The following is a 14,119-nucleotide window of genomic DNA, read 5'->3' as shown; positions in this document are numbered from 1 at the left end:
GCCGCGTACCGCACGCCGACCGCTCACCGCGAAGGATCTCATGACCGAATCGACAGACAGCCTCGCCGACACCGACACCGCACCGGCGCTGCCGGACGCCGCCGGCGCCCGGCCGGTCGCACCGACCCGCGGGGCGCTGCGCCCCCTGGGGCTGGGGGAGGTGCGCATCACCGGCGGGTTCTGGCACCGGCGCCAGCAGGTCAACGGCGGGCCGACGATCGAGCACTGCCGCACCTGGATGGGCCGCCTGGGCTGGACCTCCGACTTCACCGACCCCGCCCGCCGGGGCGCCCGCGACGGGCGCGGCCTCCAGTTCGCCGACTCCGAGGTCTACAAGCTGCTGGAAGCCATGTCCTGGGAGTCCGGACGCTCGGTCGGCGGCGCGCGCCGGTGGCGGGACGCCGTCGCCGAGCTGTCCGAGGGCGTCGCCGCCGTCCAGAGCCCCGACGGCTACGTGCACACCGGCTTCGGCGGACCCGGTCGGCCCCGCTACAGCGACCTCGGCTTCGGCCACGAGCTCTACTGCGCCGGCCACCTTCTCCAGGCCGGCGTTGCCGCCGCCCGCACCGGCGCGGACAGCGGGCTCCTGGAGACCGCCCGGCGCGCCGCCGACCACGTGTGCGAGGCGTTCGGACCCGGCGGCATCCACGGCGTGTGCGGCCACCCCGAGATCGAGCCGGCCCTGGTCGAGCTCGCCCGCCTGACCCGCGAACAGCGCTATCTCGACCAGGCCGTCCGCTTCCTCGACCGCCGCGGCCACCGCACGCTGCCCGAGCACGCGGTGGACCGGGCCTACTTCCAGGACGACGTGCCGATCCGCGGTGCGCGCGTTCTGCGCGGCCACGCCGTGCGCGCCCTCTACCTCTCCTGCGGAGCGGTGGACGCGGCCGTGGAGACGGGTGACGAGGAACTGCTGGAGGCCGTGGCGGCCCAGTACGACCGCACCCTCGACCGGCGCACCTACATCACCGGCGGCATGGGCTCCCACTACGCCGGCGAGGCCTTCGGCGACGACTTCGTGCTGCCCGCCGACCGCGCCTACTCCGAGACCTGCGCCGGCGTGGCCTCGGCGATGCTGGCCTGGCGCCTGCTGCTGGCGACCGGCGAACCCCGCTACGCCGACGCCCTGGAGCGCGTCCTCTACAATGTCGTCGCCGCGTCCGTCGCCGACGACGGGCGGTCCTTCTTCTACGCCAACACCCTGCACCAGCGCGTGCCCACCGAGCCGGCGGCCGCCGACCGGGCGACGCGGCGCTTCGGCGGCGGCCCCCGCGCCCCGTGGTTCGAGGTCTCCTGCTGCCTGCCCAATGCCGCCCGGCTGCTGGCCTCCCTCGGCGCCTACCTGGCCACCGCCGACCACGGCGGCCTCCAGCTGCACCAGTACGCCGACGCCGAGGTGCGCACCCGCCTGGGCGACGGCCGCCCCGTCGGAGTGGCGGTGAGCACCCGCTACCCCGACACCGGCACCGTGGCGGTGCGCGTCACCGAGGCCCCCGGCGGCCCGTGGTCGCTCACGCTGCGCGTGCCGCACTGGGCCGAGGGCGCGGTGCTGGCCGAGCCCGGCGGCCCCCGGCGGCCCGTCGCCCCCGGGACAGCCGTCGTGCACCGGGCGTTCGAGGAGGGCGACGAGGTGCGCCTGGAACTGCCCGTCCACCCGAGGTGGACGTTCCCCGACCCGCGCATCGACGCGGTGCGCGGCTGCGCCGCCGCCGAACGGGGGCCCGTCGTCCTCTGCGCCGAGTCCCCCGATCAGGGCGGCGGCGACCTGGAGGATGTGCGCGTGGACACCGGCGCCGAGCTGAAGTACGCCGGCGACGGCGCCGAGGTGGACGGCCGCTTCGAGCCGCCCCTCGACAACGGCCGCCCCTACACGTCCCGAGAGCCCGCGAGAGAGGAGGCCGACACCCGCACCGTCCGCCTCGTGCCCTACCACCGCTGGGCCCGCCGCGGCCCGTCGACCATGCGCGTCTGGCTTCCCCGGCTGGACTGAGCCCGGCCCGGGCGGCGGCCCCCGAGCCCGGCGGCCGTGCGGCCGGGCCGCCGGGGCGCCCGTGCCGCTCCACCCGATCCGCAAGCCCCGGCCGCCTCGCCGGGGCCCTGCAGAAAGGTCCCCCCGATGAAGCGAACGGCACTGCGCTGCACTGCCGCGACCGCGGTACTCACCGTGGCCGCGGCGGGACTCGCCGCCACACCCGCCCACTCCGCCGCGACCCTCGTCGTCGACGCCTCCCGGGCCCTGGGTCCCGTGACCCACGCGGCATCCGGCGGGCTCTACGCGCTCGCCGAGAACGAGCGGCCGGACGACTCCATGCTCCACCCGATCCGGATGCGCAACGTCACCCAGCCCGCACCCGGCAGCCTGCACGAGCCCAACGGGCAGCCGCCCGGCGGCGACTCCCTGCTCGTGGCGCCCCAGGCCGACCGCGCCGGCGCCGGTGTCGTCATCCGGATGCCCGACATCTATCCCGACTTCCCCTACCAGTGGGTGAGCTGGGACGACTGGCTGAACAAGGTCGACACCCAGGTGCGCGACCGCCTCGACGCCTCGACGGTCAGCAACATCGAGGGCTACGAGCTGTGGAACGAGCCCGGCTGGACCTGGGACACCGAGGCCGCCGGGCCCTTCAACGAAGGGTGGGTGCGCACGTTCGAGCGGGTCCGCTCCCAGGATCCGGTGACCCCGGTCATCGGCCCCAGCATCTCCAGCTACCGGGAGGACTTCATGCGGTCCTTCCTCACCCACGCCCGCGACAACGGCGCACTGCCCGACGTGGTGTGCTGGCACGAACTGCAGTCCACTCCCGAGGCGATCGAGCGCAACATCGCCGACTACCGCGCACTCGAACGGGAGCTCGGCATCAGCCCGCGCCCGATCGCGATCAACGAGTACGGCTCGCCCGAGCAGGTGGACCAGCCCGGCCCGGTCGCCAGCTACATCGCCAAGTTCGAGCGCGGCGGCGTGGACTCGGCCAACCGCGCCTTCTGGTACGAGTACGGCACCGTCAACGGGCTGGTGACCGATAACGACCGGCCCACCGGAACGTGGTGGCTGTACAAGTGGTACGGCGACATGACCGGGCGGATGGTGGCCGCGGACCCGCCGGCCTCCACCGGCATCGACGGGTTCGCCGCCTACGATGAGGAGCGCCGCGTGTTCAGCGCGGTCTTCGGTGACCAGGCGGGCGACAACACGGTGCGGGTCACCGGCCTGGAGGGTCTGGGCGATCGGGTCCGCGTGCGCGTCGAGTCGACTCCGGCCTCCGGGCGCTTCACCCACGTTCCCGATCCCGCCTCCGTGCTGGAGGAGACCCGCGCCGTCGAGAACGGCGGGGTCGAGGTCCAGGTGCCCGGGATGACCGCGACCAGCGCCTACCGGCTGGTCGTGGAGCCCGTCGCCGGTGTCGACCACCCGCTGCGCTACGAGGCCGAGAACGCGTCGGTCTTCCGCGCCCAGCGTCTGGAGTCGGCCGGCGCGTCCAACGGCGGCTACGTCGGACGCATCGACAACAGCGGGGACTTTCGCACCGACAGCTACGTCGACTTCACCGTCGAGGTCCCGGAGTCGCGCGAGTACACCATGACGATCGGCTACGCCAACGGCACGGGCGCGGCCGCGACCCACGGGCTGGCCTACAACGGCGGCGCGTGGCGCACCGTCGAGTACCCGGCGACCGGCGGCTGGGGCGAGTTCGGCGACACCGTGACGACCACCGTCGAGCTGCACGCCGGCTACAACACCATCCGCCTGGCCAAGGGCGCCCCGCACTTCGCGGGCGCCACCGGCTACGCCGAGCTGGACTACATCGAGCTCGACTGAGCCGACGGAGCCCGCCCTCCCGTGCGCCGCGCCGGGGCCGCGGGCTCCGCGCGCGGGAGGTACGGGTCCGCGAGGGCGCCGCCGGCGGGGTGCCGTGGGCACGGCCGCCGGCGGCGCGCCGGCCGTTCAGCGGGGGAAGACGGTGCCGTCGAACAGCTTGCGGGCGGTGCGGATGACGGCCGAGCGCCCCACTCTCGGCGGTGAGCAGGTGTGGTCGAGCTCGACCTCGACGGCGAGGACGCCGGAGGGGTGCTCGATCTCCACGGGCGCGCCGGGCGGCGGTGGCGCGAACAGGTCGGCACCCACGGAGCCGTCGAGCATCAGCGCGGTCACCGCGCTGATACCCCCCAGCACGCCGATCGAGGGGTGCGGCCGCACCGGGATGAACGTCCGGGTGCACACGGCGCCGCCGTCGCGCGGGGCGGCCACCAGAGTGGTCTTGGGCACCGGGCTCTCGGCGACGTCGCCCAGGCCCATCAGCTCTGCGGCGCGCATGCGCAGCGACTGGACGCGCTCGGCCAGCGCGGTGTCGGCGGCCAGGTCGGCCACGGGCTCGAAGCCGCGGACACCGAGGTCCTCGGCGCGTACGACCACGACCGGCATGCCGTTGTCGACGCAGGTGACGGCGATCCCGTCGATCTCGTCGCGGATCCGGCCGGTGGGCAGCAGCGCGCCGCACACCGAACCCTCCGTTCCTGCGAAGTCCAGCGAGACCGCGGCGGCGGTACCGGGAACGCCGGAGACAGCGGTGGTGCCGGAGTAGGCGGGGCGGCCGCCGGGAGTGGCAAACGACGCCACCGAGGTACTGCCGGTGTTGACCAGGCGCACTCGCACGCTGGTGCGCTCGGGGCCGGCGGCCGCCAGGCCGCGCTCGACGGCGAACTGGCCGACCCCGGCGAGGAGGTTTCCGCAGGTCTGGCGGTCGGAGACGGTCGGCTCGTCCACGCCGAGCTGCAGGAACAGGTAGTCGACGTCGCGGTCGGGCCCGGCGGCGGGCGAGACGATCGCGACCTTGCTGGTGACCGACTGGGCGCCGCCGATGCCGTCGATCTGGCTCGGGTCGGGCGTGCCCATGATCCGCAGGAGGAGGTCGTCGCGGAGCCGCGGGTCGGCCGGCAGGTCCTCGGCCAGGAAGTAGGCGCCCTTGGACGTGCCGCCGCGCATCAGCATGCAGCGGATCCCGGAGTCGGCGGCCTCCGCGGCGCTCACGGCCGCACCGCCCCGCCGGTCGCCGGGTCCGGTCTTCCGAGGGCGGCCGGGTAGTCCGCTGGCGGCATCGCTTCCCCCTCGTCGCGTTCGTGCTTGGCGTATACGTGGCGGATTCAGCATGCCGACAGTCCACAACATTGTCAACAATTTCGTAGACGGGAATGGGGTGGATGTGCCGGGAGCCGCAGTGCGCTCCAGGGCGGCCGCCCCACGCCGCCACGCGGGCCCGACGCGCGCTCGCGCCGGAGGCGGCCGGTGTCGTCGTTCCGGTGGGTGGTCGCGACCGTGCTGTGGCCCGGGCCGCCCACCGCACCCTCGCGCGCGAGGTGGAGGGCGGACGATGGGCGCCGTGTCCCACATCATCGGCTCGGACGCCGCCGTTGGCCATGGGAGGGCCGCGGCGGCGACGCCCCCGCGGCCCGGTGCAAGGCGTGGAAGGAGTCCGGCGCTCCGGTTCGAGCTGCTCGGCTCCGGTCTGGACGGCGGCCCCGGCGTCCAGGGGTTCCGCCTCGGGCTCGCCGAGCGGGCAGGAGGGGGGATCAGGGCCGGCTCGTCGTCCTCCTCGGGTCCGCGCGGCGGCGCAGCGGGGCGGGGACGGCTCGCAGCGGCTCCGCTCCTGCGAGTGGGGCCGCCGCCCCGGCGGGCGAAGCGGCTCCCGGCGCGGGAGCCGCGACACCCCGGGCGTTCGTCAGACCGCCTTCCCGGAGCGCTGGCGCGGGGCCGGGGGCGGGGCTGTGCTGGCGCGCTCCACAAGGCGGGTGGGCACCAGCGTGGTGCCGGGCTCGGCGGACTCGGTGCGCAGCTGGCGCAGGACGCCCTGCACGAGCCGGCGGCCGACCTCGGCGAAGTCCTGGTGGACGGTGGTCAGCGGCGGCAGGAACGAGCCGGCCTCGGGGATGTCGTCGAACCCGACCACGCTCACCTCCTCCGGTACCGCCCGGCCCTTCTCGTGCAGCGCGCTCAGCAGGCCCAGGGCCATCTGGTCGTTGGCGGCGAAGACGGCGGTACAGTCGGGCTCCTCGGCCAGGCGCAGCCCCGCGCGGTAGCCGGAGTCGGCCGACCAGTCGCCGCGGATCATCGGCGGGACCGGGCGGCCCGCGTCGGTGAGGGCCGCCCGCCAGGTGTCGGCGCGGCGCTGGGCGGCGAAGGACTCCTCGGGGCCGGCCAGGTGCCAGACCGTGCGGTGCCCCAGGTCGAGCAGGTGGCGCACGGCGGTGCCGGCGCCGCCGGCCTGGTCGGTGTCGACGACGCTGTAGCGGTCGCCGGCGTTGGAGTCGGCCACCGCCACCTGCACCCCCGGCGGCAGCGCCACCGTCGCGGCGTCGAGCAGGTGCACCTCCATGATCACGATGAAGGCGTCGACGGCGAGCTCGCCCAGCCGCGTGAAGGCGCCGCGCACCTCGTCGTGGGTGGGCGCGGCCACCGGCAGCAGGGTGATCGCATACCCCTCCTCCGCGGCGGAGGAGGCGATGGCCTCCAGGGTGCGCACGTTGCCGGTTGTCGACAGCGTGAACAGGACGACGCCGATCGTGCGGAACTCGCCGCGCTTCAGAGCGCGGGCCGCGCTGTTGGGCCGGTAGCCCAGTTCGCGCATCGCCTCCAAAACCTGCTCGCGCGTGTCCGGCACGACCCCCGCGTGCCCGTTGGAGACCCGTGAGACGGTCTGGGAGGAGACCCCCGCCAGCCGCGCCACGTCGGCCATGGAGACCCGCTTCACACGGTGCGGCGCCTGTTCGGCGGCCGGCCCTTCGTCCATCTGCGGCTCCTCGCCCCCTTGACCTGGTCCCACGGGGCAGTGTAGACATCTCGAATCATGATGTTTACGTAAACATACCGCACCTCCTCATGCCCCGCTGGGGGATGTTTACGTAAACACCCCCCCATTCGCCGAACGCGAGCGAGGATGATCGATATGACGACGTCGGCCGCGCCCGCGCCGGTGGCCGCGAGGCCGTCCCCGCGGCGGTCGAGACCCCGGCGCTCCTGGACCGGCTGGGCCTTCATCGGACCGTTCATGGCCGTGTTCGCCCTGGTCTTCCTGGCCCCTATCGCGTACTCCGTCTACCTCAGCCTGTTCCAGGACCGGCTGATCGGCGGCAACACGTTCGTGGGCCTCGACAACTACGTGCGGGCGCTGACGGACGCGCAGTTCTGGTCGGGCCTGGGCCGGGTGTCGCTGTTCCTCGTGGTCCAGGTGCCCGTCATGCTCTTCCTCGCGCTGCTGGCCGCTCTGGCCGTCGACAGCGGGCGCCTCTACGGCCGCGACTTCTTCCGCATCTCCATCTTCCTGCCCTATGCGGTGCCCGCGGTCGTGGCCTCCCTCATGTGGGGGTTCATGTACGGCACGCGCTTCGGCCTGGTCGGCAACGTCAACGACGCGCTGGGCGTCTCGCTGCCCGACCCGCTCTCGCCGGACCTGGTGCTCGCCTCCATCGGCAACATCGTCACCTGGGAGTTCGTCGGCTACAACATGCTGATCTTCTACTCGGCGCTGCGCGTGGTGCCCATCTCCCTCTACGAGGCGGCGGAGATCGACGGCGCGGGGCAGCTGCGCACCATCACCGCGATCAAGCTGCCCGCCATCCGCGGAGCCATGGTCATCGCGACGATCTTCTCCATCATCGGCAGCTTCCAGCTCTTCAATGAGCCCAGCATCCTGCAGAAGCTGGCCCCCAACGCGATCACCAGCGACTTCACGCCCAACCTGTTCACCTACTCCCTGGCGTTCGCCGGCCAGCAGCACAACTACGCGGCGACGGTCGCCATCGTCATGGGGCTGATCACGATGGTCGTCGCCTACACCGTGCAGCTGCGCGGAATGCGAAAGGGAGCGTGAGCATGAGCACCTCGGCCCCCGCCTCCACGCCCTCCTCCCGCCCCGGCGCCACGAGCACGCGCACCGCCGGCGCACGGGTGCGCGCACCCAGACGCGCCGGGCGGCGCGCCGGGAGCGGCACCGCGCCGCGCCGCAGCGTCGTCCTGACGCTGCTCACCGGGCTCGTCCTGGTCTACTCGCTGCTCCCGCTGATCTGGCTGGCGATCAACGCGACCAAGACCCAGGCCGACCTGTTCGGCTCCTTCGGCCTCTGGTTCAGCGGCGACTTCGCCCTGTTCACCAACATCGCCGACACGCTGACCTACGACGGCGGCATCTTCGGCCGCTGGCTGCTCAACACCGTGCTCTACGTCGTGCTCGGCGCCGGCGGCGCCACCCTGCTGGCCGTGCTCGGCGGCTACGCCCTGGCCAAGTTCGACTTCCCCGGCAAGCGCGCGGTCTTCGCGGTCGTCATCGGCGCCGTCGCGGTGCCCGGCACCGCGCTGGCCGTGCCGACCTTCCTGATGTTCAGCGAGGTGGGACTGACCAACACCCCGTGGTCGGTGATCATCCCCTCGCTCATCTCGCCGTTCGGCCTCTACCTGATGTGGGTCTTCGCCGTGGACGCGATCCCGGACGAACTCCTGGAGGCCGCGCGCATCGACGGGTCGGGCGAGCTGCGCACCTTCGTCCGCATCGCCCTGCCCCTGCTCGGGCCGGGCACCGTCACCGTCGCGCTGTTCACCATGGTCGCGACCTGGAACAACTACTTTCTGCCGCTGATCATGCTGAAGAACCCCGACTGGTACCCGCTGACGCTGGGCCTGGACGCCTGGAACGACCAGGCGTCCACGGCCGGCGGCGAAGCCGTGTTCGACCTCGTCATCACCGGCTCGCTGCTCAGCATCGTCCCGCTGATCATCGCGTTCCTGCTGCTGCAGCGCTTCTGGCAGTCGGGCCTGGCCGCCGGAAGCGTCAAGGGCTGAACCGGCGCCCTACCGCACACCCGTCCCCCGTCCCACACCCGACACCGGACCGAACCCGAACACCTCCCCCCGGAAAGAAGTGAGACACCATGACTCCAGCTTTGCGCACCCCGATGCGCGGACTCGGCATGGCCGCCGCCCTCCTGCTCGGCGTCACCGCCTGCGGCTCCGGCGGCGGGTCCTCCGCCGGCGACGTCCAGTCCGCCCTTGAGGAGGGCGGCAAAATCACCGTGTGGGCTTGGGAGCCCACGCTCAAGTCCGTCGTCAAGGGCTTCGAGAAGGAGCACCCGAACGTCGACGTCGAGCTCGTCAACGCCGGAACCGGCCCCGACCAGTACTCCGCCCTGCAGAACGCCATCAAGGCCGGCTCGGGCGTGCCCGACCTCGCCCAGATCGAGTACTTCGCGCTGAGCCAGTTCGCCGTCGGCGAGTCGGTGGCCGACCTGTCGTCCATGGGCGCCGCCGACCTCGACGGCACGTTCTCCAAGGGCCCGTGGAGCTCGGTGAACCTTGAGGGCGGCGTCTACGGGATGCCCATGGACTCCGGCCCGATGGCGCTGTTCTACAACAAGGACGTCTTCGACGAGCACGGCATCGAGGTGCCCTCCACCTGGGAGGAGTACGTCGAGGCCGGCCGCAGACTGCACAAGGCCGACTCCGACGCCTACATCACCAGCGACACCGGCGAGGCCGGCCTCGCCACCAGCCTCATCTGGCAGGCGGGCGGGCAGCCGTTCGCCGTCGACGGCACCGACGTGACCGTCGACTTCACCGACGAGGGCTCCACGACCTACGCCGAGACCTGGCAGCAGCTCCTCGACGACGACCTCGTCGCCCCCGTCAACTCCTGGACCGACGAGTGGTTCCAGGGCATGGCCGACGGCACCATCGCCAGCGTCGTCGCGGGCGCCTGGATGCCCGCCAACCTGGAGTCCAGCGTCGCCGACGGCGCCGGTTCCTGGCGCGTGGCCCCGCTGCCGCAGTGGGAGGAGGGCGCGAGCGCCAGCGCGGAGAACGGCGGCAGCTCGCTGGCCGTGCCCGAGGCCGGCCGGAACAAGGAGCTGGCCTACGCCTTCGCCGAGTACGCGACGACCGGCGACGGTGTGGCCACACGGCTCGCCGAGGGCGCCTTCCCCGCCACGACCGCCGACCTGGAGTCCGAGGAGTTCCTCTCCCGCGAGTTCGAGTACTTCGGCGGCCAGCAGGCCAACAAGGTCTTCGCCGAGTCGGCCGGGAACGTGGTCGAGGGCTGGTCCTACCTGCCCTACCAGGTCTACGCCAACGAGGTGTTCAACGACACCGTCGGCAAGGCCTACGTCTCCGACACCACGCTGAAGGAAGGGCTCGCCGCCTGGCAGACGCAGATCGTCGAGTACGGAAAACAGCAGGGCTTCACCGTCAACAAGTGACCGCCCCGCACGCGACGCACGAAAGGAAACCCGGGAACACGATGGCTGCTGCCCGACCCCACCGCTGGCTGCGCTGGCCCGAGAGCACCGCCGGGCGCGGCTCGGGCCGGAGACTGGCCTACGGCGCCGACTACAACCCCGAGCAGTGGCCGCGCGCGGTCTGGGACGAGGACGTCCGGCTGATGCGCGAAGCGGGCGTGAACATCGTCTCGCTGGGCGTCTTCTCCTGGGCCCGCATCCAGCCCGGGCCCGACGAGTGGGACTTCGCGTGGCTGGACGAGGCCATGGACCTGCTGCACGCGAACGGCATCGCCGTGGACCTCGCCACGGCGACCGCTTCCCCGCCGCCGTGGCTGACCACCCTGCACCCCGAGATCCTGCCGGTCACGGCCGCCGGCGAGACCGTCTGGCCGGGGGCGCGCCAGCACTGGCGTCCCACCTCGCCGGTGTTCCGCACCCACGCGCTGCGGCTGGCCGAGACCGTGGCCCGCCGCTACGCCGACCACCCCGCCCTGACCGCCTGGCACATCTCCAACGAGCTGGGCTGCCACAACGTCTACGACTACTCCGACGACGCCGCGGCGGCGTTCCGCACCTGGCTGCGCGACCGCTACGGCACCGTCGAGCGGCTCAACACCGCCTGGGGCACCGCGTTCTGGTCGCAGCGCTACACCGCCTTCGACCAGGTCCTGCCGCCCCGGCTGGCCGCATCCCACCCCAACCCCACTCAGCAGCTGGACTTCAAGCGCTTCTCCTCCGACGCGCTCAAGGAGTACCTGCGGGCCGAACGCGAGGTGCTGGAGTCGGTGACCCCCGACGTCCCGATCACCACCAACTTCATGGTGATGGGGGAGACCCGGGGGATGCACTACGCGGACTGGGCGGGCGAGGTCGACTTCGTCTCCAACGACCACTACGTCCGCCCCGGAGCCCAGGCCCTGGACGAGCTGTCGTTCTCGGCCAACCTCACCGGCAACATCGCCGGCGGGCGCCCGTGGTTCCTGATGGAGCACTCCACCAGCGCCGTCAACTGGCAGCCGGTCAACCGCGCCAAGGCGCCCGGCGAGCTGGCGCGCGACTCGCTGCTGCACGTGGCCCACGGCGCGGACGCGGTGTGCTTCTTCCAGTGGCGCCAGTCCGCCGCGGGAGCCGAGAAGTACCACTCGGCGATGGTGCCCCACGCCGGCCCCGAGAGCGCGGTCTTCCGCGCGGTGGCCGACCTGGGGCGGCGGCTCGACGGGCTCGCGCCGCTGGCCGGGTCGCGCCGCAAGCCCGCACCGGTGGCGATCCTGTTCGACTGGGAGTCGTGGTGGGCCAGCGAGCAGGACTCGCACCCCTCCTCGCTGCTGCGCTACCGCCAGGAGGCGCTGGACTGGTACTCGGCGATGCTCGCGCGCGGCGTGCGCGCCGACGTGGTACCGCTGGGCACCCCGCTGGAGGACTACCAAGTGGTGGTCGCGCCCATCCTGCACATGGTGGGCGAGGACCAGGCCAAGGAGCTCGTCCGCTACACCGAGGGCGGCGGGCACCTGGTCACCACCTACTTCTCCGGCGTCGTCGACGAGAACGACCACGCCTGGCTCGGCGGCTACCCCGGCCCGCTGCGCGAGCTGCTGGGCCTGCGCATCGAGGAGTTCGCGCCGCTGCTGCCCGACGAGCGGGTCCGCCTCGACGACGGCTTGGCAGGCACCCTGTGGAGCGACGACATCACCGTCACCGACCCGCAGGTCGAGGTGCTCGCCTCCTACGCCGACGGCCCGCGTGCGGGACAGGCCGCTATCACCCGCCGCAGCGCCGGCGCGGGCTCGGCCGCCTACGTGTCCACGCGGCTCGGCGCTCAGGGCCTGACCGGCGTCGCGGCCCGCCTGCTCGCCCAGGCCGGTGTCGCCGGCGAGCTGCCGCCGCGGCTGCGCGGGCGCGTCGAGCTGGCGGTGCGCGCCGACGACGCGGCGGAGTACTGGTTCCTCGTCAACCGCACCGCCGAGCCGGTGGACCTGGCCGACCTCGGCGGGGACCCCCTCGACCCCGCCGGCGCGCCGGACGGCGGCGCCCGCCTCCTCCCGCCGCGCGGCGCGGCGGTGCTGCGCCGCCCGGCCGCCTGAGTCGGCGCACCGCGCCGCACCGCCGTCCCCGTCCGTCCCGCCCACCGCCCCGCCGGGGCGGTGGGCGGGACGGTGGGGCGGGCTCAGTGCTCGTGGTCGTGCCCCTCGTGCCCCGGCGGGACCTCCGGGGAGGAAGTGCCGGACGGGTCCGCCGGGGACGGCTCGGCGGAGGAGCCGGCCGAGGATTCGGCCGACGGATCGCCGGACCCGTCGCCGCCGTGGTCGTGGCCCCCGTGGCCGGACTGCGAACCGCCGGATCCGCCGTGGCCCCCGGACCCGCCGTGGCCGTGCTCGTCGGACTCGGCGACGGCGGCCGCGGTGGCGAAGGTGGCGGCCAGCACCGCCGCGGCGGCGACGCCCATGGCCGCCGCACCCGGCTCCGGCCTGGCGGTGCGCCACAGCAGGGCCGCCGCGACCGCCAGGATGAGAACGGCTTCCAGGCCGGCGTTCACCAGGCCGGTGGTCCCCACCGCCTCGGGGGTGCCGGCGTGCGGGCCGAACGGCATGCCGGCGACGCGGCTGAAGCCCCACAGTGCTAGGGCGCCCGCGTTGGCCGCGGCTCCGGCGCCGAGCAGCAGCGGATCGCTCCAGCGGAGCACGGCCACGCCCCACAGCACCTGGAATACGCCCAGCAGAACGAAGAAGACGCCCGATGCGGGCCATTCCGAGGCGTGCACAGGTGCCATGACGACGTGGATCTGGGCGGCGGCGATGGAGGCCGCCGCGGCGATGTAGCGCGCGGTGTGGCTGGCGCGCCGCTTTCGGGCGCGGCGAGACTGGTTCATGGTGGACGAGCTCCCGATCGTTCGTGCGATAGCGGGCCCGTAGGCCCGAAGGACCCGGGCGCGGCCGTGCCGCGCCGGTGATGCCGTGCCGACAGCGGCGCCGGTCCGCAGGGGACGGGCGCCGGGCGGCGGCGGGCATCTAGACCCGCAGAACCGAGAGTTCGGCCAGGCGCAGCCGGGTGCGCCGAAGGCGCCTGCGGCGGCGCCGCCGTCCGCGGACCGCGATCGCCCGCGGCGCTGAGGGCGCCGGGACGCGCGGGCCGACCGAGAGGAAGGCCGGCCACAGGACCATGGCGAACACGCCGGCCGCCGGAGCGACGCCCATGCAGTCGGCGTGCGCGTGCGCCCCGGCGTCCTCAGTCGGCTCGGTGAAGCCGCAATCGGACTCGGAGCCAGAGCCGGGGATGGAGGCGGGGCGGGGGGCGGACTCGCCCTGGGAGGATGCGGCGTGCTGGTGGTGATGTCGGTGCGGGTCGGCGGGCGTCCCGTGACCGGCGTGGTCGGCGTGGTCGGCGCGGCTTCCGCCGACGCCGTGCCTGGCCGACACCGTCAGGTAGTGGACCCCGTGGCCGGTATCGGCATCAGCGCGGGCCGCGGCCGGGGAGGGCCCCGCCGCGGAGTGGGGATGTCCGTGCGTCAGTGCGCCGCCGACCCCGTGGACGGCCGCGACGGGCAGGAGCACCAGGACCAGCACGAGAAGCGGCCGCACTGCGGCGGCCGCCTTCGGGGCGCTGGAACTGAGCGGCATCTATCCTCGGAGCCTCGGGGGGATGCGCGGGACCGTCGACCGCCTCGGTGCCGATCGAGGGGGCGGCCAGGAACTCTACCCGGTCGCGCAGCGCCTGCCTAGATCAGTACAGATCCCTACGAATCCGACATTCTCCCCGTACGCTCCCCGCACGTGCGCTTCCGGCGCCGGAGCTCTCTCCCGAAGGCTTGGGACCCGGCTCGGCGGAACGGGGCGGGTGCCGGGAGCCGCGGATGGGGCCGGAGTCG

General features: G+C 73.6%; 10 protein-coding genes. 6 read left to right on the top strand and 4 right to left on the bottom strand.

Translation table 11 applies throughout. The features are described 5' to 3' along the window. The first annotated feature begins 40 nt into the window (after window positions 1-40). Both ABEA15_RS18210 and ABEA15_RS18205 read left to right on the top strand, forming a co-directional pair. Complete coding sequence (locus ABEA15_RS18210; protein ID WP_345557781.1) at window positions 41-1,990, top strand: glycoside hydrolase family 127 protein; 1,950 nt, start codon at window positions 41-43, stop codon at window positions 1,988-1,990. A 126-nt stretch (window positions 1,991-2,116) separates the two neighbouring features. Then, window positions 2,117-3,817, top strand: coding sequence for a CBM35 domain-containing protein (locus tag ABEA15_RS18205; RefSeq protein ID WP_345557779.1), 1,701 nt, complete (start codon window positions 2,117-2,119; stop codon window positions 3,815-3,817). 126 nt (window positions 3,818-3,943) lie between these two features. Here the strand turns inward: ABEA15_RS18205 and ABEA15_RS18200 are convergent, their stop codons facing one another. Both ABEA15_RS18200 and ABEA15_RS18195 read right to left on the bottom strand, forming a co-directional pair. After that, window positions 3,944-5,026 carry a 4-oxalomesaconate tautomerase gene (locus ABEA15_RS18200; protein ID WP_345557777.1) on the bottom strand — a complete coding sequence of 361 codons (1,083 nt, stop codon included), beginning with the start codon at window positions 5,024-5,026 and terminating at the stop codon, window positions 3,944-3,946. Window positions 5,027-5,714: 688 nt separating this feature from the next. Further along, the gene (locus ABEA15_RS18195) at window positions 5,715-6,782 is read right to left on the bottom strand and encodes a LacI family DNA-binding transcriptional regulator (protein ID WP_345557775.1); all 1,068 of its coding nucleotides are present in this window, start codon (window positions 6,780-6,782) and stop codon (window positions 5,715-5,717) included. A 156-nt stretch (window positions 6,783-6,938) separates the two neighbouring features. On the opposite strand from ABEA15_RS18195, the gene ABEA15_RS18190 reads away from it, so the two are divergent. The 4 genes from ABEA15_RS18190 to ABEA15_RS18175 all read left to right on the top strand — a co-directional run bounded on the left by ABEA15_RS18190 (window position 6,939) and on the right by ABEA15_RS18175 (window position 12,338). Further along, window positions 6,939-7,862 (top strand): carbohydrate ABC transporter permease, encoded by a 924-nt coding sequence (locus ABEA15_RS18190; RefSeq protein WP_345557773.1) that lies wholly within the window; start codon window positions 6,939-6,941, stop codon window positions 7,860-7,862. 2 nt (window positions 7,863-7,864) lie between these two features. Beyond that, window positions 7,865-8,827: a carbohydrate ABC transporter permease gene (locus ABEA15_RS18185; RefSeq protein WP_344144320.1), complete on the top strand. Its 963-nt coding sequence runs from the start codon at window positions 7,865-7,867 to the stop codon at window positions 8,825-8,827. Window positions 8,828-8,916: 89 nt separating this feature from the next. Further along, window positions 8,917-10,236 (top strand): ABC transporter substrate-binding protein, encoded by a 1,320-nt coding sequence (locus ABEA15_RS18180; RefSeq protein WP_345557771.1) that lies wholly within the window; start codon window positions 8,917-8,919, stop codon window positions 10,234-10,236. A 41-nt stretch (window positions 10,237-10,277) separates the two neighbouring features. After that, window positions 10,278-12,338, top strand: coding sequence for a beta-galactosidase (locus ABEA15_RS18175; RefSeq protein WP_345557769.1), 2,061 nt, complete (start codon window positions 10,278-10,280; stop codon window positions 12,336-12,338). An 83-nt stretch (window positions 12,339-12,421) separates the two neighbouring features. Here the strand turns inward: ABEA15_RS18175 and ABEA15_RS18170 are convergent, their stop codons facing one another. Both ABEA15_RS18170 and ABEA15_RS18165 read right to left on the bottom strand, forming a co-directional pair. Then, a complete protein-coding gene (locus tag ABEA15_RS18170; protein ID WP_345557767.1) occupies window positions 12,422-13,123 on the bottom strand; it encodes a hypothetical protein in 702 nt (233 codons plus the stop codon). Window positions 13,124-13,262: 139 nt separating this feature from the next. Further along, a complete protein-coding gene (locus ABEA15_RS18165; RefSeq protein ID WP_345557765.1) occupies window positions 13,263-13,871 on the bottom strand; it encodes a hypothetical protein in 609 nt (202 codons plus the stop codon). Between the last annotated feature and the right edge of the window lie 248 nt (window positions 13,872-14,119).

Source organism: Streptomonospora halophila, from assembly GCF_039542725.1.
In the GTDB taxonomy this organism is placed as follows: domain Bacteria; phylum Actinomycetota; class Actinomycetes; order Streptosporangiales; family Streptosporangiaceae; genus Streptomonospora; species Streptomonospora halophila.
Note: the sequence above shows the minus strand (reverse complement) of the source record. Positions and strands in the feature narration are given on the sequence as shown.